Source organism: Nocardia sp. NPDC004860 (genome assembly GCF_040609015.1).
Classification (GTDB): domain Bacteria; phylum Actinomycetota; class Actinomycetes; order Mycobacteriales; family Mycobacteriaceae; genus Nocardia.
Map to the genome: position 1 here is coordinate 421,963 of NZ_JBEXJI010000002.1, position 19,124 is coordinate 441,086.

At 69.5% G+C, this 19,124-nt stretch carries 16 protein-coding genes and 1 pseudogene; 8 read left to right on the forward strand and 9 right to left on the reverse strand.

The window, feature by feature from the left end; genetic code table 11:
• The first annotated feature begins 84 nt into the window (after positions 1 to 84).
• From ABZV44_RS05895 to ABZV44_RS05910, 4 genes are all read left to right on the forward strand, one after another.
• A complete protein-coding gene (locus tag ABZV44_RS05895; protein WP_354832488.1) occupies positions 85 to 1,173 on the forward strand; it encodes a phospholipid scramblase-related protein in 1,089 nt (362 codons plus the stop codon).
• A gap of 64 nt (positions 1,174 to 1,237) precedes the next feature.
• A complete protein-coding gene (locus ABZV44_RS05900) occupies positions 1,238 to 2,755 on the forward strand; it encodes an FAD-dependent monooxygenase (RefSeq protein ID WP_354832490.1) in 1,518 nt (505 codons plus the stop codon).
• A gap of 169 nt (positions 2,756 to 2,924) precedes the next feature.
• Entirely contained in the window at positions 2,925 to 4,376 is a 1,452-nt protein-coding gene (locus ABZV44_RS05905; RefSeq protein ID WP_354832492.1) for an FAD-dependent oxidoreductase, read from the forward strand.
• A gap of 151 nt (positions 4,377 to 4,527) precedes the next feature.
• Positions 4,528 to 5,406 (forward strand): NAD(P)-binding domain-containing protein, encoded by an 879-nt coding sequence (locus ABZV44_RS05910; RefSeq protein ID WP_354832494.1) that lies wholly within the window; start codon positions 4,528 to 4,530, stop codon positions 5,404 to 5,406.
• A gap of 100 nt (positions 5,407 to 5,506) precedes the next feature.
• Here ABZV44_RS05910 and ABZV44_RS05915 read toward each other — a convergent pair whose 3' ends face one another.
• From ABZV44_RS05915 to ABZV44_RS05940, 6 genes are all read right to left on the reverse strand, one after another.
• Positions 5,507 to 6,730 (reverse strand): hypothetical protein, encoded by a 1,224-nt coding sequence (locus ABZV44_RS05915; RefSeq protein ID WP_354832496.1) that lies wholly within the window; start codon positions 6,728 to 6,730, stop codon positions 5,507 to 5,509.
• Positions 6,731 to 6,735: 5 nt separating this feature from the next.
• On the reverse strand, positions 6,736 to 6,957 hold the full coding sequence (locus tag ABZV44_RS05920; RefSeq protein ID WP_354832498.1) for a hypothetical protein: 222 nt from the start codon (positions 6,955 to 6,957) through the stop codon (positions 6,736 to 6,738).
• Between the two features lie 108 nt (positions 6,958 to 7,065).
• Positions 7,066 to 9,432: a GMC family oxidoreductase N-terminal domain-containing protein gene (locus tag ABZV44_RS05925; protein WP_354832500.1), complete on the reverse strand. Its 2,367-nt coding sequence runs from the start codon at positions 9,430 to 9,432 to the stop codon at positions 7,066 to 7,068.
• A gap of 11 nt (positions 9,433 to 9,443) precedes the next feature.
• The gene (locus tag ABZV44_RS05930) at positions 9,444 to 10,472 is read right to left on the reverse strand and encodes a hypothetical protein (protein ID WP_354832502.1); all 1,029 of its coding nucleotides are present in this window, start codon (positions 10,470 to 10,472) and stop codon (positions 9,444 to 9,446) included.
• Between the two features lie 13 nt (positions 10,473 to 10,485).
• Positions 10,486 to 12,009 carry an aldehyde dehydrogenase family protein gene (locus ABZV44_RS05935; protein ID WP_354832504.1) on the reverse strand — a complete coding sequence of 508 codons (1,524 nt, stop codon included), beginning with the start codon at positions 12,007 to 12,009 and terminating at the stop codon, positions 10,486 to 10,488.
• Between the two features lie 270 nt (positions 12,010 to 12,279).
• Positions 12,280 to 12,540 (reverse strand): hypothetical protein, encoded by a 261-nt coding sequence (locus ABZV44_RS05940; protein ID WP_354832506.1) that lies wholly within the window; start codon positions 12,538 to 12,540, stop codon positions 12,280 to 12,282.
• A gap of 475 nt (positions 12,541 to 13,015) precedes the next feature.
• Here ABZV44_RS05940 and ABZV44_RS05945 point away from each other — a divergent pair, with 475 nt between their 5' ends.
• Positions 13,016 to 13,315, forward strand: a complete 300-nt coding sequence (locus ABZV44_RS05945) for a hypothetical protein (protein WP_354832508.1) — start codon at positions 13,016 to 13,018, stop codon at positions 13,313 to 13,315.
• A 418-nt stretch (positions 13,316 to 13,733) separates the two neighbouring features.
• On the opposite strand, the pseudogene ABZV44_RS05950 reads toward ABZV44_RS05945, so the two are convergent.
• Together ABZV44_RS05950 and ABZV44_RS05955 are read right to left on the reverse strand one after the other, a co-directional pair.
• A pseudogene (locus tag ABZV44_RS05950) lies at positions 13,734 to 13,891 on the reverse strand (transposase); the annotation flags it as partial.
• A gap of 95 nt (positions 13,892 to 13,986) precedes the next feature.
• Positions 13,987 to 14,709: a GntR family transcriptional regulator gene (locus tag ABZV44_RS05955; RefSeq protein ID WP_354832510.1), complete on the reverse strand. Its 723-nt coding sequence runs from the start codon at positions 14,707 to 14,709 to the stop codon at positions 13,987 to 13,989.
• A gap of 178 nt (positions 14,710 to 14,887) precedes the next feature.
• On the opposite strand from ABZV44_RS05955, the gene ABZV44_RS05960 reads away from it, so the two are divergent.
• Together ABZV44_RS05960 and ABZV44_RS05965 are read left to right on the forward strand one after the other, a co-directional pair.
• Positions 14,888 to 15,187, forward strand: coding sequence for a hypothetical protein (locus ABZV44_RS05960; protein WP_354832511.1), 300 nt, complete (start codon positions 14,888 to 14,890; stop codon positions 15,185 to 15,187).
• Positions 15,188 to 15,309: 122 nt separating this feature from the next.
• Entirely contained in the window at positions 15,310 to 16,440 is a 1,131-nt protein-coding gene (locus ABZV44_RS05965; protein WP_354832513.1) for a glycosyltransferase, read from the forward strand.
• Between the two features lie 123 nt (positions 16,441 to 16,563).
• On the opposite strand, the gene ABZV44_RS05970 is transcribed toward ABZV44_RS05965, so the two are convergent.
• Positions 16,564 to 17,679, reverse strand: a complete 1,116-nt coding sequence (locus ABZV44_RS05970) for a hypothetical protein (RefSeq protein WP_354832515.1) — start codon at positions 17,677 to 17,679, stop codon at positions 16,564 to 16,566.
• A gap of 256 nt (positions 17,680 to 17,935) precedes the next feature.
• On the opposite strand from ABZV44_RS05970, the gene ABZV44_RS05975 reads away from it, so the two are divergent.
• Positions 17,936 to 19,120: an inorganic phosphate transporter gene (locus tag ABZV44_RS05975; protein WP_354832517.1), complete on the forward strand. Its 1,185-nt coding sequence runs from the start codon at positions 17,936 to 17,938 to the stop codon at positions 19,118 to 19,120.
• Positions 19,121 to 19,124 lie beyond the last annotated feature (4 nt).

The following is a 19,124-nucleotide window of genomic DNA, read 5'->3' on the forward strand; positions in this document are numbered from 1 at the left end:
GATGTCGACCGCCCATCATAGAGGTGACCGCGGGGCGAAAAGTGCAAAAAGTGCAGAGTCCCTGTACACCGTTAGGATGCGGCCATGAGTCAACCCGCGGGGTGGTACCCCGAGCGTCCCGGATCTCCAGTGCTCCGCTGGTGGGACGGCAGCCAATGGACGAATCACACTCAGCCCCAGCAGCAACCGGCGCCGGCGCCGCAGCAACCGGATCGGCCCCGGTCCGACCAGTTCGCGCAGCAACCGAACCAGCCGCACGCTCAGCAGTCGCAGCCGCACCAGGTCCAGCAGCAGTACGCGCCGCAACCTCAGCAGCAATACGGCCACCAGCCCCAACAGCAGTACGGCCACCAGCCCCAGCAGCAGTATGCCCAACAGCCGCAACAGCAATACGGTCAGCGCCCGCCGCACCCGCAGCAGCCGGGCCAGCCCTATGGCGCGCAACCGCAGCAGTTCGGTGGCCGCAGTGAGGCCAGCCCCTGGGAGCTCGAGGTCGGCAGCGCCGACAACCCCGCCGACATTCAGCGCCAGGTGCAGCAGCAGGCCGGGATCGCCCCCGCCCAGGCCGGTGGCGGCACCGTGTTCACCGAACCCGTGCTGGTGGTGAACCAGAAGGTCAAGTTGATCGAAATGGTCAACGAGTACAGCGTCTTCGACCAGCACGGCCGCCAGATCGGCGCGGTCGCCGAGGTCGGGCAGAGCGCGCTGAAGAAGGCCGTGCGCTTCCTGTCCAGCTACGACCAGTTCATGACCCACAAGCTGGAGATCCGCGACGCGCACGGCCAGTGCCTCATGCGAATCACCCGTCCGGCCAAGGTCTTCAAGTCGAAGTTCCTGCTCGAGCACGGCAATGGCGCGCCGATCGGTGAGATCATCCAGGAGAACATGATCGGCAAGATCAACTTCGCCTTCGTGGTCAACGGTCAGCAGATCGGCGGTATCCGCGCCGAGAACTGGCGGGCCTGGAACTTCGCCATCCACGACCACACCGGTCAGGAGGTCGCCCGCATCACCAAGACGTGGGAGGGCCTGCTCAAGACCATGTTCACCACCGCCGACAACTATGTCGTGCAGATCCACCGCCAGCTCCCCCAGCCGCTGCTGTCCATGGTGGTGGCTTCCGGCCTGGCCATCGACACCGCCCTGAAACAGGATTCGCGCGGCTGGAACTGACCGCGCAAGCGGCGCGCAAGCCGACGCAAGCGCCCGGTGATCGGCCACCACCACAGTGATTCTCATGGATGAGACACGAGATGTGGTGGTGGCCGGGGCCGGACCGGTCGGGCTGATGCTGGCCTGCGAGCTGCGGCTGGCGGGGGTGGACGTGCTGGTCGTCGAGCGCCTCGCCGAACCCGATACGACGATCAAGGCGGGCGCGATCAACGTGCCCACCGCCCAGGCGCTGGGCCGGCGCGGGCTGGTGCCGGAGCTGCGGGCGGCCCACGAGGCGGCGCTGGCCCGCATGGGCCAGATGTTCGCGGGCGCAGCGGTTCCCACCGCGCCGCGGCGTACACCGGCCGGTGCGCACTTCGCCGGGATCATGCTGTGGGCCGACAATGTCGACGGTGCGGATCCGGCCTTCGCCGATCTGGGCCCGGCGGCCGAATACCGCTTTCTCGATCAGCAGACCATCGAGGCCGTCCTGGCCCGCCGCGCCGCCGACCTCGGAGTACCGGTGCGGCGCGGGGTCGAGCTGACCGGATTCGACGACGACGGCCTCGGTGTCACCGTCGACTGCGGCGGGCACACCGTGCGCGCCGGCTGGCTGGTCGGCTGCGACGGCGGCCGCAGCACCGTGCGCAAACTGGCCGGATTCGAATTCCCCGGCCTGGACCCCGAAATCACCGGCCGCCAGGCCCTGGTCGAGATGACCGGCGCGGAGAACGTGCCCCTGGGCTGGCACACCACCCCCACCGGCATCTTCGTCAACGGCCCCCAACCCGGCCGCATCCTGACCGTGGAACTCGACGGCCCGCCCGCCGACCGCACCAACCCGGTGACCGCCCGGGAGCTCGAGGACAGCTTCGAACGCGTCACCGGCGTGAAAGTGCAGATCTCCACGGTGGTTTCGGCCACCCGCTTCACCGACAACACCCGTCAGGTCCCCGACTACCGCAGCGGCCGGGTCCTGCTGGCCGGCGACGCCGCCCACGTGCACTCCCCGTTCGGCGGCCAGGGCCTGAACCTGGGTATCGGTGATGCGGTCAACCTGGGCTGGAAGCTGGCCGCCGTGATCCGCGGCCGATCCCCGGAGACGTTGCTGGACACCTATACTCGCGAACGCCGCCCGATCGGCGCCTGGGTGCTGGACTGGACGCGCGCGCAGATCGCGCTCATGCGCACCGATCCGCGCAGCCGGGCGCTGCGCGCTGTCACCACCGACCTGCTCGACACCCCGGCGGCCACCACGCAGGTGGTGAAGAAGCTCTCCGGCGTGCTGCACCGCTACGACCTGGGCACCGGTGACCCGCTGGTCGGTGCGGCCACACCCGATTTCGAGCTCTCCGACGACACGAGCGTGTCCGGTCACTTCGCCGACGGCCGTGGCGTGCTGCTGGATCCGACCGACTCCCCCGCCCTGCGCGCCCAGGTCGAGCCGTGGGCGGATCGCATCCGGATCGTCACCGCCAAGCCCGCTCAGCCGCGCGAGCCGCTGTCGCTGCTGATCCGTCCGGACGGCATCGTCGCCTGGACCTCCGCCGAGCCGCACGGGCTCGAACAGGCCTTGACCACCTGGTTCGGCAGCCCGGCGTGACCGGCGCCGCGGCGCCGGCCCGCGGTGGGCAGCTCACCCCACCACCGCGTCCCGCGGCGGCAGTTCCCGTGGCCGTGCCGGTGGTATCCGGTGAGTGAGACAACCGTTTTCGGTCGGCGCGACGGGCTGGGACCGTTCGCGGTGGACGAGATGGAAGGACGGTGCGGTCGTGGCCGACTGGGGTGTGGCGTGGGATGTCGAGGCCGATGTGGTGGTCGTGGGATTCGGCGGGGCGGGCTGCGCGGCCGCCGTCGCGGCCCATGATGCCGGGGCGCGAGTGCTGGTGCTGGACAAGGAATCCGGCGGCCGGGCCGGTGGCAGCACCCGGGTGTCGGGCGCGGTGTGGTTCGACAACCGCGATCCCGAGCGGGCCGCGGTCTACCTGCGCAGCCTCAGTGCCGGGCGGCCGATCCCGGAACCGGTGGTGCGGGTGTGGGCGCAGGAGACCGCCCGCAACAGCGAGTGGATGGAAAGCCTCGGCATCCCGGTCGGTTTGGCGGTGCCCGCGCCACCGGAATTCCCCGACCTCGACGGCAGCGATGTCATGTGCGGCTGGATCGGCGTCGAGGGCCGCATGGGTGACGGACTGCTGTGGGCGGCCCTGTCGGAGGCGGTCCGCGACCGCGGCATCGAGGTCCGGTTGCAGACGCCCGCACGCGAATTGATCACCGGCGACGGCACGGTGCTCGGCGTGCTGGCCACCGCACCGGACGGGACCGCCCTGCGGATCCGCGCCGAGCGCGGAGTCGTGCTGGCCACCGGCGGATTCGAGGCGAACCCGGAGATGGTGCGCGATCACTTGCGCCTGACCGACCCGGCGGTCTGGGGCACGCCCGCCGCCACCGGCGACGGCCTGCGCATGGCGGTCAAGGCCGGAGCCGACCTGTGGCACATGTCCAACATGATGACCCTGCCCGGATTGCGTGCTCCCGGTTACGAAGCCGGGTTCTACACCGCGTTCCCCAACACCAACAGCTTCGTCTACCTCGGCCTCGACGGTCGCCGCTACTGCAACGAACGGGTGGCCCTGGGCCACGGCCATGCCCGCATCAACGGCAGCTACCAGCTGTTCCCCACCACCCCGATGCACATCGTCTTCGACGAATCCGCCCGCCGCGCAGGCCCGATCGTGCCGGGACGGGAGCGCCTCGCCGTCGGCTGGGCCAGCCTGATCGAAGGCTACGACTGGAGCGCCGACAACAGCGCCGAGATCGGCAAGGGCTGGATCCACCGCGCCGACACCCTCACCGAACTCGCCGCCATCCTGCACGTGGACGCCGACGTCCTGCGGCAGACCGTCGACCGCTACAACGCCGCCTGCGCCGCCGGGCACGACGACCAGTTCGGCCGCCCCGCAAAGACTCTCGCACCCCTGTCCGAGCCGCCCTACTACGCCTTCACCGCGGCCCCCATCCTGGCCTGGAGCAACGGCGGCCCCCGCCGCAACGAGAACGCCGAAGTCCTCGATCCTTTCGGCGCGGTCATCCCCGGCCTCTACGCGGCGGGCAATGTCAGCTCCACCTACTCCTGGTGCAAGGACGGCGGCTTCCACATCGCCGACGCCCTCGCCTTCGGCCGCGTCGCCGGGCGGCACGCAGCCGAACGCGGCGGGAGCGCGTAGCGCGGCTGGTGGCCGACTGTGCTGGAGACAAACCTTTTCGTAAGTAGCTGAGCTATTTGTGCGTACTTGTGGGACGACTCCGTAACCGGCAGCCTCGAATTCAGCGCGCGCCGGAACCACTCGCCAACGAGCGACAAGGAGTTGTCCTGTAATGACGAACATCCAGCACAGCCCGGTGACCGTACTCGGCCTCGGTGCGATGGGGCGGGCGCTGGCGGCCGCGTTCCTGAAGGCCGGCGTGGCGACCACGGTGTGGAATCGGACGCCCGGGAAGGATGCCGAACTGGTTGCCGCGGGCGCGGTTTCCGCTCGGACGGCCGGGCAGGCGGTGGGCGGCGGTGAACTGGTCGTCACCGTGCTGCTCGATCACGCGTCCGTGCACGAGACCCTCGATCCGATCGCGGCCGAGCTCCGCGGCAAACAGTGGCTCAATCTGACCAGCACCTCGCCGGAACAGTCGCGGGAACTGGCGGCCTGGGCGGCCGGGCACGGCATCGATTTCCTCGACGGCGGGATCATGGCGGTCCCGGACATGATCGGGGCGGAGGGCTCGAGCATTCTCTACAGCGGGTCGCAGACGATCTTCGACGCCCACCGCCCCACCCTCGAATTGCTGGGTGCGGCCGACTATTTCGGCACCGACGCGGGCCTGGCCGCGCTGTGGGATTTCGCGCTGCTCTCGACCATGTACGCCATGTTCGGCGGGTTCTTCCAGGGCGCGGCCCTGGTCGGCTCGGCCGGAGTTGCGGCCTCGGAGTTCGCGGCTCGCGCGGCGGCGTGGGTGACCGCCATGTCCCAGATGCTGCCCGCCTACGGCCGCGTCATCGACACCGGCGACTACACCGGGGACGTCTTCCAGGACCTGGTCTTCACCAAAACCGCCCTGGACACGTTGCGTCGAGCCGCATTCGATGCCGGAATCACCGCCGAACCGCTCGACGGGATCGCCTCCCTGGTGGACCGTCAGGTCACCGATGGACATGGCGCGGCCGCATTCGAACGCAGCATCGAGGCCCTGCGCGGGCAGTGACGGACCGCACGCTCGGCGGTGACCGCGCCGTCCGTGCGTACCGAAAGCCGCTGCGGCCCCGAGTGACTCGAATGTCGCCGGGGCCGCAGCGTCGGCGACGTCATCGCGTGAGCTGCAATGTCGCGATCAGTGTCGTCAACTGCTCGCCCAGGCCGAGATCGGCGATGCGCTGCTCGATCTCGTTGCGCTCCAAGGCCGGCAGTGGCGACCACAGTTCCCCGATCCGCGACTGCGCATCCGGCTCGGCGGTGGCGAGGACCTTCAGCAGCGGCGGCCACAGGTGCGCGGTCGCCGCGAGCCCCGGGAGCCCCGTCAGCGTCGCGGTGTCGAAATGCGAGATGGCCCTGCCGATCCGGCGTGCGATGCCCGGCTCGGTGCGCTCGGCCAGCTCCAGCAGACCCCGCCAGACCGCGGCCTCGCCGCTACCGTCGGCCGCGCCCGCGACGGCGTCGATGGACTCCGGTTCGGCCAGAATCGGATTGGCCGCGAGCAGGTCCAGCGCCGCGGGGCTCAGCTGCCCGGCGAAGCGCAGCGTCTCCGGGACCGCCCCGGCGGAAATGAAGGTCTCGATCAGATCGGCGATCTCGTCGGCCGAGCCCACATCGAAGAGGATGTCGCCGATCGCCACGATCACATCGGTGTCGCAGCGCGCGAACACCGACAGCGCCGCCAGCCGCAACTCCTTGGCGCCCTGCAGGATGGTGCGGGCCAGCTTCGGAACCCGCCGTCCCTCGCCGGTCAGCAGGTGCCGGATGATCACGCTGATGTTCTCGCCGGAGAACGAGTACGACGCCGACCGGATCAGGCCCTCGTCGTCGTGCACGTCGCGCTCGACCGCGTGCACCAGATCCGGTGTCGCATAGGCCAGGAACGGTCCCGCCGTGATGTAGTCCCCGCGGCGCAGCAGCTCGTTGATGATCCGCATGACCGGCCCGGCCGGGGCGATATCGGCCAGCTGCCCGACGCTGTGCGGATCCATGTAGGGTGCGGCCTCGGCCGCATAGCCCGGATCGAGCATGCCGACCGCCTCCGCGGCCTTCCGGGGGTGATCCACCCCGATCGCACCCGCGGCGCGACCGGCCATCACCGGCGGCACCAGCTTCTGCACCAGCGGCAGCGAGATGCTCAGCGGAATGATCGGCACCAGCAGCGACAACCGCGAGAAGATCGCATTGTGCTCGGCGAACATCACCTGCGCCATGCGTTCCTGAAGTTCGTGCAGGTTGGCGGCGCCGAGCTTCTCGAGGTGGGCGAGCTTGTCCTCGGAGACGTGCAGCGTCCGCGACAGCAGGGTGATCTGTGCGCGGGTGACCAGGTCGCTCATCGCCCCTACCCGAGCTTGTTGCCGAACATGATCTTCTTGGCGGCCGTGCGCAACGGCCACGGCAGCGCGCCGACGGTCTTGTCGACGGCCTCGACCATGGCGATGTTCTCGGTCCGCTGCGCCTGCTGGAAGATCGCCAGCAGATCGGCGGTCTCGGCCTCGGTCAGCAGATCCAGCGCGGCCAGCGACCCACCCAGTTGCCGTTCCAGTTCGGCTCTGGCACCCATTGATTCGTCCCCATCCTCCGGAATGATCCGGATCACCCCTTGTGTGCTTACACCAATCTCTACCAAGATCACAGGTGGTGCGCCAGAGGGGTGACGGGGCGAATCCGGTCAATTGAGGTCAGCTGCAATCAGATCGGCGGCGCGGAGCGCGAACGCCATGATGGTGACCTGCGGATTGACCCCCAGTGACGTCGGGACGACCGAACCATCGGCGACATACAGACCGGTCGTGCCGAATACCCGATGGCCGAAATCCACCACCGCTGTCCGGGCATCAGTACCCATTCGGGCGGTGCCCAGCGGGTGCGGGCCCATCATGCGGAATTGCCGCGGACTCAACCGGATCTCGGCGACCGTGCGGGCCTGATCGAGGGTGCGGATCGGCGGGGTCCCCGCGATCGGCAACGCCACCGCCTCCGCCCCGCCGTGCAGGAACAGCTCGGCCAGGCTCGCGCAGGCGTGCTGCAACGCGGCCTGGACGCGCGGGGTCAGGTGATAGCGGATCAGGGTCCGCCCGCCCGGACCGTGATGCACGCTGCCGGTGCCGGTGTCTCGCACCATCGCGCCGAACTGCTCGGTGTGGGTCCAGCGGTTCATCCATTCGGTGAGCAGCGCACCATGGAACGGCAGCGTGCCGGCCGCGAACTGCGGTGGGATGGCGACGCCTTCGAAGGTGACCAGCGGATCGCCCAGTCCTTCCACCTGGTAGCCCTGCGGGATCGCCGACCACGGCGTTCCGGGCGTCGGCATCATGGCCACCGCGCCCAGGGACGGATGCACCGACAGGTGGCGTCCCAGCGCGGGCAGGCTCAGGCCGTTGCGGCGCAGCAGCAGCGGCGTCATGAGGGTGCCGGCCGCGACCACCACCGCGCGGGCGCGGATCTCCACCGTCCGCGGCGCGCCGTGCGCGTCCTGGCCCTCGGCCAGCACACCGGTGGCACGGCTGCCCGACAACAGGATTCGGGTGACGGTCAGATTCGTGAACAGCTGCGCACCGCCCTTCAGGGCCCGTGGCACCCAGCTGACATTGCTCGAGCGTTTGGCCTCGGTCGGGCAGCCGTGCACGCACTGGCCCTGCCCGTCGCAGCCCACCGCATTGCGCGGCAGCGGACCGTGCGCCGTGCCCAGGGCGTCCGCGCCCGCGCCGATGATCTCCGCGACCCGGCCCAGATAGCGGGGATCGGCGGGGCCGATGCCCAGTTCGGCGGCGACCTCGTCCAGGTAGGGCGCGAACGCCTCGGGGGTGAAGTCGCCGGGGAAGCCCAGGTCCAGCCATTCCCGCAGCACCGCGTCCGGGGTGCGGAAGGCGGTGCCGGAATTGATGGCGGTCGTCCCGCCCACCAGCCGGCCCGTGCTGACGCCGAGGACCGTATTGCCGAGTGCCAGGTTGTATCCGCCATCGCGCCAATACTTCTGGGTGCGTTCTCCCAGATCCCCGCGGAACTGTGCGCGGCCGGCGTAGTCGCCCTCCTCGACCATCACCACGCCGAGGCCGTGTTCGGTGAGCCGGGCTGCCGCGGCCGCACCGCCCGCACCGGTGCCGATCACCACGACATCGCAGTCGATCGTCTCCCGCCGCGACAGCTCGGTCGGGGTGGTGACATTGGCCATCCAGCCCGGCCGCTGCTCGAGCACGGGCTCGTCGTAGCGTGGCGCGCCGATCGCATCCAGATAGCGGCGGTCACCGAAATACGCGATCCGCAACGGAGTCTCGACGGCATCGACCGCGTGCCGCAGGGCGCTGCCGCGCCGGGCCTCCTCCACCAGGGCCCGGCGTTGCGAAACCGTCAGCGCCGCAGCGCGTTTGCCGTGCCGGGCGCGCGCCGCCGCGTCGAGTCCGCGCAGCGCCGCCCGCAGCCCGGATTGCATGAGCGGGGTCATATTGCCGATATAGGTGTCGACCCGGTCGATGGTGCCGGTGTCGACGGGCGGCACCGACCCGCCCGGCTCGATCAGCACCTCGGCCAGCGCTGCGAGGGTCTCGCGATGTCCCGGGCCGAGTATCCCCTCCGGATGGCGACCCTCGGGCAGGTCGGCGCGCAGCGACACCCATGGCTGGAACGAGCGCAGAAAACTCGGATAGTCGTTGGCGAAGAACTGCATTCGCCCTTGCGCCACCCGCTCGCCCTCGCACGACAGGGTGGTGGCGAGGTTGGTGAGGCCGGCGTGCGCGCCGCGCAGCCGGCGCACATCCTTGCGACCGCTCAGCTGCCAGACGCGGCCGTCGTCGTCGCGGAACTCGAGTTCGTAGCTCATCAGCCGCTTGGTCACCGGCAGCGCGATCAGGGTGCCGAGCACCGCCGCGCCGTCGGCCCACGGCAGGGCCCGGATGGTGCCGGTGATGCGCGCGCGCCCATTGGTGACGAATCCGCGCGCGTGCCCGGATTCGCAGCGCAGATCCATGGCCACGTGATGCGCCAGCCCGTCGGCGTCGTAGAGCTCGCCGCGCATGGTCTCGAAGAAGGTCAAGGGCATAGCGGGTTCTCTCAGACGATCGGGGACACCGACGCAACCGGGTGCGGGACAAGGAATTCCAGTGCGCCGCCGTGCGGGCTGCGCAGCTCGAAGGCATTGCCGTTGATCGGGGCGACGTGCACGGAGACAGTCGCGGTCTTGGAATTGAGGCAGTAGCTGGTGTCGCGCGCCGGGTTCCGGTAGGCCAGGCACACCATCTGCTCGGGCTCGGCGTGCATGCGCAGATCCGCGGTGCCGTGGCGGCCGCGCATGCGCAGGGTCCAGGTGGGGAAGTCGAGCCGGGGGCGCTGCCGCCACAGGTCGACGATCCGGTCGAACCGGAATTCCTCGTCGCCGCGGCGGATGACCAGCATGGACAGCAGCGGCGAGGTGCGGCCCGCGATGCGGGTGCGGCCCGAGGCTGCCTCCAGTACGGCGAAGGGTTCGCCGCTCCGGGCATCGGTGAAAACGCTCTGGCCCCAGGCGTATTCGGGGCTGTGTTCGCGGCCCCAGTTGTGGCCCTGCATCCCGTGCCAGCCGCTGAGGTCCCAGTGCTCGCCCTGCCACTCCAGCCGGCCCGTGCAGGTCAGCACTGGAAACGGCGTCACCAGTTTGTTGTTCGGTACCGGAGTATCGAGCAACCGGTCGCTGGGCAGCAGCGACATCGGCTCACCCAGACCCGCCACCTTGCTGAAGCTCAGCTCCCAGGTGACGGTGTGCGCGTCATCGGACAACTTTCCGCTGGTCGTACCGCCGTTCCCGGTCAACGACAGGGTCAACGGACCGGCGGAGACGTTCTGCCCGATCGCGTGCGCCTCGAATCGTGCGGCCGCCAAGGGAATATCGAGACACCAGGCGTGCGTGCGCTGCCCGTCGAAGACGCTGCACCACGCCTGCGCCAGCGCGGTCCCGTCGCGCGCGGTGAGCACGGTCGCCTTGATCCACACCGCGCGCGGCGAGTGCGGGTCATTGGCGCGCACGAACCACGATTCGACGTGATCGGCCCCCGCCCGCAGCCGCGGAGCGTTCTGGGCGATGGCGGTCATGACTTGGTTGTTCACCGATTCCCGTCCTTCAGAGTTTCGGCTGCCGGCTGAGCATGCCCAGCAGCAGGTGACCGGCCCGCCCGTATCCTCGCAGCCGAGCCGCCGCTCGCGGCGTGACCGCGCCGGAGGCCAGCGCCCGCATGGCGTCCTCGAGTTCGGGCCCGTACGGATACCACCAGGGCCGTTTCGGCCCGAACGCCGGGCCGCGCGGCAGGTCCACCACCTGCACCCAGCTCGCATCCAGCAGCGCATCGACCCCGTGTGAGCGGCCGAACCCCGACCGGCCGACCCCGCCCCACGGCAGTTCCGGTGTCGAATACATGGTTGCCGCAACATCATTGATCGACACCGCGCCCGCCCGCAGCCGCTGCGCCAGCGTGCGGGCGCGTCCGACATCGGCGGAGAACACACTCGCGGTGAGCCCGTACTCGGTCGCATTGTGCAGCGCCACGGCCTCGTCGTCGGTCCCGAACCGCGCGATCGCCCCCACTGGCCCGAACGTCTCCTCCCGCCACACCTCGGCCGCCGTGACGCCCGCACCGCTCACCAACGCGGGCGTGAGGTGGCGGTCCCGCAACGGTTCTCCGCCACGCACCTGCACGCCGCCCTGCCGCGCCGCGGCGAGATGGCGCTCCCACACCCGCTGCTGGCGCTCATCGATGGCCGGCGCCAGATCCCGCCCGGTGTCGATGCGCCGCACCTTGTCCTCGAGCCGGACCAGGAACGCGTCGTGCAGCGCGTCGTGCACCAGCACCCGCTCGATCGAGCAACAGGCCTGTCCACCATTGAAATTCGCACCCCAGGCCACCGCCGAGGTGGTGAACTCCAGGTCGGCATCGTCGAGCACGATCGCGGCGTCGATCCCGCCCAGTTCCAGCCCGACCGGAATCGGGAAGCGTGCGGCCGCCGCCATCACCGTTCGCCCGGTGGCCACCGAACCGGTGAACAGCACCTTGTCCGGCCGCCCGGCGATCAACTCGGCGCCGACCGCCCCGTCCCCGACCGCCAGTTGCACGACCCCGGCGGGCAGACCGCAGTCTGCGATCAGCTCGACCAGCGCCTCGGTCACCCGCGGTGTGAGCTCGGAGGGCTTGAGCACCACCGCATTACCCGCGATCAATGCGGGCAGCACCTGACTGAACGGAATCAGGAACGGCAAGTTCCAGGGCGCGATGGCGACCACGACCCCGTAAGGCCGATGGGTGCGCAGCGCCTTCCGATGCGGCACGGTCGCCGAGCTGATCCGGGTCGCGCCCAGGGTGGCGACGGCACTGTCGAGGTGATGGCGAGCCAGGGCGATCGCCGGGACTACCTCGTGCGCCAGCGCCTCGGCGAGTGGTTTGCCGTTCTCGGCGGCGATCCCCTCCGCGATCCGGTCCATCCGGTCGAACAGCAGCTGCGGCAGCGACCCCAGCACCTGGACCCGTTCGGCGACCGTCAGCGCAGCCCACTCCGGCTGCACTTCCCGCGCCCGCTCGAGCAGCACGGCGGGGGTAACCACGTCCGGCCGCTCGGCGCGAGCCTCGCGTTGCGATTGCAGAGGGGGCGTCATACGCGTACCGCCTTGTCCAGACAAATGATCTTGGCCTGGTGGCCAAGTGGTCAGACCAATATATCGATCCAGCGTCGAAACACAAGACCGTCGCCCGGATCGGTCAGCTGTGCCCAGCGCTCGCCGGGGCGGGGCTCGGCACGCGCGGCGGGCTACACGCCGGGATCAGGCCGGTACGGGCGTCGGCCCGTGAGACTGACCGGTAAGGCTCGTATTCGAGTGGTCTGAATTCTTCTGCTGGGTGAGCGCGAAAACCGCTGAGAGCAACGGTCACCCGCAACTTGCCACGATCGTCCATCCTGTCGAGGGTGCTCGTTCGGAAGAAGTAGCTGCCAAGATTGCGCGCAGCTGCATCAGGGCGTCGAACGGAGTCGATGCCAGGCGTGTGTCCACGGGCACCGGCGGTGGCGGATCCGGCACCACCGCACCGAGCTTGACCCAGGGAAATTCGCTGAACAGGTCCGCATAGTGGGTGTGACCGAGGACGATTTCCTCCTTGCCGTTGCAGCCGGATGCCGTGTCAACGGGCACCGACGCGACCAACCAGGGGTGCGGCGGCGCCCTGTGCGCGCTGCAGTGGGGTCACGCAGAGCCGCCGCCCCATAGCACAGAACGGGAGAGACGTCGAGGACGGCAACCGTGTTCTGAGCATGTCGCGCCCTCGCGTTGCGCGAGACTTCGCTCGGATCGCCGACATGCCAGCGGTTCCCTGGGTGGGTCGTTCGGCTCGAGGTCGCACCGTGCCGGGACCGGAGGTCCGCGACGAGATCTCCTCCGCCGCAGGCCGATACGCGACTCCGTAGAAAAAGCAATCGAATTTGATCATTGAATTCGCGGGAGGAATGAAGATCAAATAGCGTCACCTCGGCAAAACGTGCTGTTAGCTCATTGTTAACGGTGATTATTCACACAAAAATAGCGGTGGATTTGCAGATCTCTTCTTCATAACATTTTGTTGTGCGCCGTGATGGCGTCGTTATCTGTCTGTGAAAGGAAGACTCAATACATGTTCTCTCGCAAGATCGTTGCCGCCGCCACCCTCTCGGCCGCCGCCCTGTTCCTCGGCCCGGTCGCGGTGGCCTCGGCTGCCGGCTCCCCCGCCACCGGCCTGGGCGCAGGTTCGGCTGACGCCGGCTCCTCCTCGGGTTCGGCCGGCTCGTCCTCGGGTTCGGCCGGCTCGTCCTCCGGTTCGGCCATGCTCGACTCCGGCAGCTCGGCACTCGACGGCGGCACCCACGCCATTGTCAACATCCTCGATGCGATCAATGGTGTCAGCAACCTGGGCAAGTCCAAGCCCGCCTCCTGATTCGGGCGGTGGTGCCGGACCTGCCACACCGCCGGCGCCCATGGACACACGGCTGGCGTCGACCCCGTTCGACGCCCTGATACAGCTGCGGGTCAATCCCCGCAGCTACCTCTTCTGAACGAGCACCCTCGACAGGATGGACGGTCGCGGCAAGTTGCGGCGACCGTTGCTCTCAGCGGTTTCGCGCTCACCCGGCAGGCGAATTCAGACCGCTTGAATACGAGCCCTCACCAGTCTCGCATCACCGAGCTCGGCCCACGGAGACTCGCTGAACGGGTCCGCACAGTGGGTGTGACCGAGGGCGATTTCCAACTCGCCGTCAGGCCCGAATTGCTTTGTCTGGTTGTCGATCTGGACCGTTGGCAGTGTCGGCCTGGTGACCAGCTTCGCACCTTCGGTGGTGATGACCCCGGCGTGGTCAGGCCGGCAGGATGCGGTGCCGGAGCAGGTCGAATCCCGCTCGGCCATACATTTGCCGTTTGATCAGTCTGGTCTTCGTGTTGACACCTTCGATCGGCCGCTGCTGTAGGGCAGGGTCAAGCCCGCGACGACGGCGTCGTGGTCCACGTCGACACCGGGGAGGAATGGTTTCAGCTCGATGAGGCTGACCGCACGAACCTGCTGGATCCAGCAGTCGATTTCCGGTGCCGCACCGATACGGGCGGGGCGTCCTATGCGCCGGGTCGAGTCTGACGGAGAAATATGTCGAAGGACTCCGCCGCGATCGCCAGCAGGGCATCCGCCGCCGCCCGCGCTTCCTGGGCGTCGCCCGCTATGACCGCCTCGGCCAGTCCGCGGTAGCGATCGATGCTGCCCACCTCACCGGCCATCACCCCCGCCAGCGCCTCCACCGCGGGTTCGTACACCGCGCGCAGATCGTTGTAGAGCAGCCGGTACACGATCGAATCCGCACCATCGACCAGGTGATCCCAGAAAGCGACCGCCGACATCTGCTGCGTCACCGGATTGTGTTCCACCGCAAGCGCTTCCAATGCCGCGTGCAGCGCCTCGGCCAGCCCGGCCCCGGCGCGCTCGGCGGCCAGCCCCGCGACCTCTCGCCCGAGCACGCGGCGCGTCTCCAGGATCGATCGCACCACCGTGGGGTCCAGCTCCCCCTGCCGGATCAGCAACCGCGGCAACATCTCCAGCCCCGCGTGCCGCCGGAAGTCCTGTACCGTCGTCGACCCACCCTGCCGCACCTCGACCAGCCCGGTGTGCGCCAACCGCTGCAGCGCCTCCCGCACCGTCGGCCGCGACACCCCCAGCGTCTCCGCCAGGGCCCGCTCCGCCGGCAAGGCCGCCCCCGGCGCCAACTCTCCATCCAGCACCTCACCCACGAGCTGCTCGAATACCGTGTCCGGCACCGTCCGTCGATCGATCCGCTTGAACGCCATCCTCGAACGCTAAATGCGCCCACCCAAACAGGTCAAGCGGCCAGACCAGTTGCTGCCACGACCCATACGGGGCCGCCGCAGCGGCGGCGCGAAATTGCCAGGCAATGGGCGATCGAGGCGCACCAGATCGACCGAGCCGCCGATGACCCCGGATTGCAGTGCGGGAGGGGGCGAGACGGTGAACGGTAGCGCCGCGGCAGCCGCCGACCAGGCGAGCACGCCGCTGACCAAGATCAGCGAACCGATCTACTTTCTCATGATGAGCACCTGGTTACGGCGTCGCGCACCCGCGCAGCACGGCATCGGCGGATCGTCGCGAACGGGCCGCCCGGCAAAGCGGTCCCCGCGCGGCAGTGCCGCGCACCGGGCCCTGACGACCGAGCGCATGGGTGTGCGGCGTGGTGGAGATTTGCCCGGAATTGCGTGCTGCGGGCTTCCCGATCTTGGTGGCGTGGGTCGTGCGGGGTTCGGGGTGTGAGGTTCGGGTGGGCGGGTGCGGGGTGCCGACTACGCCGGGTTCGCTGGGTCTTACGCGGGTGTTCATGTGGTGTTGGCGCCGGGGGTGCCGACGGTAACCCGTTGCCCTGCACGATCGGCCTCGTGCGCATCGTTCAGCTGGCGAACTTCTATGGTCCGCGGTCGGGTGGGTTGCGCACCGCGTTGCATCACCTGGGTGAGGGATATGCGGCCGCCGGGCACGAGGTGGCGCTGGTCGTGCCGGGGCCGAAGCGGGCCGAGGAGGTGCTGCCGACCGGGGTATTGCGGATCACGGTGCCCGCGCCGCAGATTCCGTGGACCGGCGGCTACCGGGCAGCGGACCCGCGCCGGGTCGCCGACACCCTGGCCGGGCTGCGGCCCGATGTGCTGGAGGTGTCGGACCGGTTGACACTGCGTGGCTTCGGCCGGTGGGCGCGCCGCCGCGACATCGCGGGCGTGATGATCTCCCACGAGCGCCTCGACCGGTTGCTGGGCCAGATCTTGCCCGGTCCGATCGCCCGCCGCGCCGCCGACGCCGCCAACCGCCGCACCGCCGAGGACTACGACGTCGTCGTCTGCACCACCCAGTTCGCACGCGAGGAGTTCCACCGCATCGACGTCGAGAACGTCGAACTCGTCCCGCTCGGCGTCGATCTGGACATGTTCCGGCCGGACCGCCACGACCACCGCCTGCGCACCGATCTCGGCGCCGACGACTACCCGTTGCTGGTGCATTGCGGCCGCCTCTCGGTCGAGAAACGGGTCGACCGCAGCATCGCCGCGGTGAGCGCACTGCGCCGCCGCGGCCTCGACGCCCGTCTGGTCGTCGCGGGCGACGGCCCCCGCCGCGACGCCCTCGAACGCCGCGCCCGCACCATCCCACCGCTCCCGGACGGCCGCCCCACCGTCCACTTCGCCGGCTTCATCGATGACAGAACCGCTTTGGCCACCCTGCTCGCCACCGCCGACGTCTCCCTGGCCCCCGGCCCGCACGAAACCTTCGGGCTGGCCGCACTCGAAGCCCTCGCCGCCGGCACCCCGGTCGTGGTCAGCCGCTCCTCAGCGCTGGCCGACATCATCACCGCCGAAGCCGGCGCGGTGGCCGCCGACCACCCCCGTGCTTTCGCCGAAGCCGTCACCGACGTGCTGTCCCGCCCGGCCGCCGAACGCCGCCGGGCCGCCCGCAGCCGCGCCGAGGAATTCACCTGGCCCGCCGCCGTTTCCGGCATGCTCGGCCTGCTCGGTCAGGGCTGACCGGTCGCCTGGGGGAGCGACGGATCAGCATGCCGGGTGAGCAGTGCGCAAGGCGCTCGCACCGCTCACCCGGGCTACCGGGCACGACCCTCGTACGGCAAACCCGACTTTCGCTGAAGCCGGTCAGTCGCGCGACGGGTCGGGCTGCCAGGGCACGTAGGGCCGTCCCGACGCCTCCGCGGCGTTTTTGGAGGAGTTCAGCTGGTACGGCGTGATCCCGCCGGGCTGCCACGGTCCGGCCGAGCCCGCCGCGAGCGCCGACCCGGCCTTGGGAACCAAGCCGATCTCATTGCGCACCACCGTGATCGGGCGGTCGGCCAGCGAGAACCAGTCCAGGTCGAGGAAGTCGTGGCTGCCCCGGGTGAGCGCGCCGCGCCGCATGGCATCGCCGAGCCGTTCGGCCATGCCGTGCGTGCTGAGGTGGCCTTCGTCGGCCTCGAACAGGCCCGCGCCGGCGCGCAGGTACCCGGTCTCGAACAGCGAGATCACCATGGCCAGCAGGCTGAACGCGCGCGGGTCGTCATTGGCGCGGGCCATGAAGGCGAAGACCTCGATCTCGTTCTCGAGGGTGGTTCCGTACCCGGCGAGCACGTGCATCCAGTCGTGCTGGGCCAGCAGTGGCGGCGCGGAACCGGGCAGACCGGGGGTGACGAAGCCCCGATCACGGTAGAAGTCGGCGACACCGCGTCCGAGCGTGCCGACGGGCAGGTCCCACAGTTCGGCCCAGCGCCCGGCCAGCACCGGATCGTCGGTGACCGCGCTCCACGAGCTGTCCAGGCCCTCGGTGTGCAGCGCGTCCAGCCGCAGCGTATTCGTATTGCCCAGATAGCCGTTGCGAGTGAAGTCGACCGCGGCCAGATCCACCGCGCCCTCGGCGTAGCGCTGCGCGACGGCGATCATGTCGTCGTCGACCCCGAGCGCATCGGCGAACTCCCGCAACCGGTTTCCTGCTTCCGCGGGCAGCGGCCGCACCACCAGCGCCGCGAGCAGCATGGTCTGCACGACGCGTTCCCGGAACACCCGATTGCGCCGCGCCATGCCGTCCGCGAACTCCGCCGCCCCGATCGGGCGCACCTCGGCCAGGTCCACCGGATGCCCGGTCATCGACAGGAACAAGGCCGGAACCAGCAACTCCTGCAGCGGCGTCAATCCCGCCTCCCCCGCCGCCGCACTGACCACACCCCGCGCCAGGAACCGCACCTCGGCGGCATCCGGCGGCGTGAGCAGCACCTCGTCCATCGACACCCTCCCGAACCTCGGGGCCCCAGCGGCCCGCCTCATTCTCACCGCGAAACACCGCCGCTGCGCGCTCATTTCACTGACGGCGTAGTCCGCCCATCTCCTGCCCCTGTGCACGCTCATGCCCGGCTGCCGTCAGGGCATGTGAGAGGCCGGACAACCCCGGGCGACCGTCCCGGGGCTATCCGATTGAATTTCGAGTGAACACCGGCGTGTAGCCATTCTGCGCGCGGTATTCCGTTGTGACACTGGAGTTGTGAGCGCTGAGCTACTGGTTCTCTTGATCGTGGTGGTTACCGCGTTGGCGTTCGATTTCACCAACGGGTTTCATGACACGGCGAATGCGATGGCGACCTCCATCGCGACCGGCGCGCTCGCTCCCCGGGTGGCAGTGGCCCTTTCGGCCGTGCTCAACCTGGTCGGAGCGTTCCTGTCGGTGGAGGTCGCCAAGACGGTCTCGGGTGGGCTGCTGAATATCGGCGGCATCCACGGTATGGCCTTGCTGCACATAGTTTTCGCGGGCCTGGTCGGCGGAATTCTGTGGAATCTGTTCACCTGGCTGGTCGGAATTCCGTCGAGTTCCTCCCATGCCCTCTTCGGTGGCCTGATCGGGGCCGCGGTCGCCGCGCTGGGCGCGAGCGGCGTGATCTGGACCGGGGATCAGAAGACCGGCCTGATCAACAAGATCATCCTTCCGGCCCTGCTGGCCCCCTTCGTCGCCGCACTGGTGGCCGGACTGGGCACCTACGCGGTCTACTGGCTGACCCGCCACTCCCGCAAGGACCGGGTGAGCACCGCATTCCGCTGGGGCCAAATCGGTTCCGCGTCCCTGGTCTCGCTGGCCCACGGCACCAATGACGCCCAGAAGACCATGGGCGTCATCTTCATGGCCCTGGTCGCCCGCGGGACCTACACCAATGCCGACGACATCCCGCTGTGGGTGAAGGTGTGCTGTGCCCTGGCGATCGCCGCGGGTACCTACCTGGGCGGCTGGCGCATCATCCGCACCCTGGGCAAGGGTCTGGTGGAGATCGATTCGCCGCAGGGCTTCGCGGCCGAAACCTCCTCGGCGGCCATCATTCTCACCTCGGCCCAGTTCGGCCTGCCGCTGTCGACCACCCAGACCGCGACCGGTTCCATCCTGGGCACCGGCCTGGGCAAGCCCGGCGCGGAGGTGCGCTGGGGTGTCATGGGCCGCATGGCCGTGGCCTGGGTGCTGACCCTGCCGCTGGCCGGTCTGGTCGGCGCGGCCTGCTGGTGGGTCGCCGATCTCGGCGGTGGCCTGCTCGGCGTGCTGATCGTGCTGGCCGTGCTGATCGCCCTGTCGGTCTACATGTACCTGCGCTCGCGCCGCAATCCGATCGACACCAGCAATGTCAACGACGACTGGGCGGACGGCCTCACCCCGCCGGCCCAGCCGCGCGAGAGCGCCGCGGCCTGAGGAG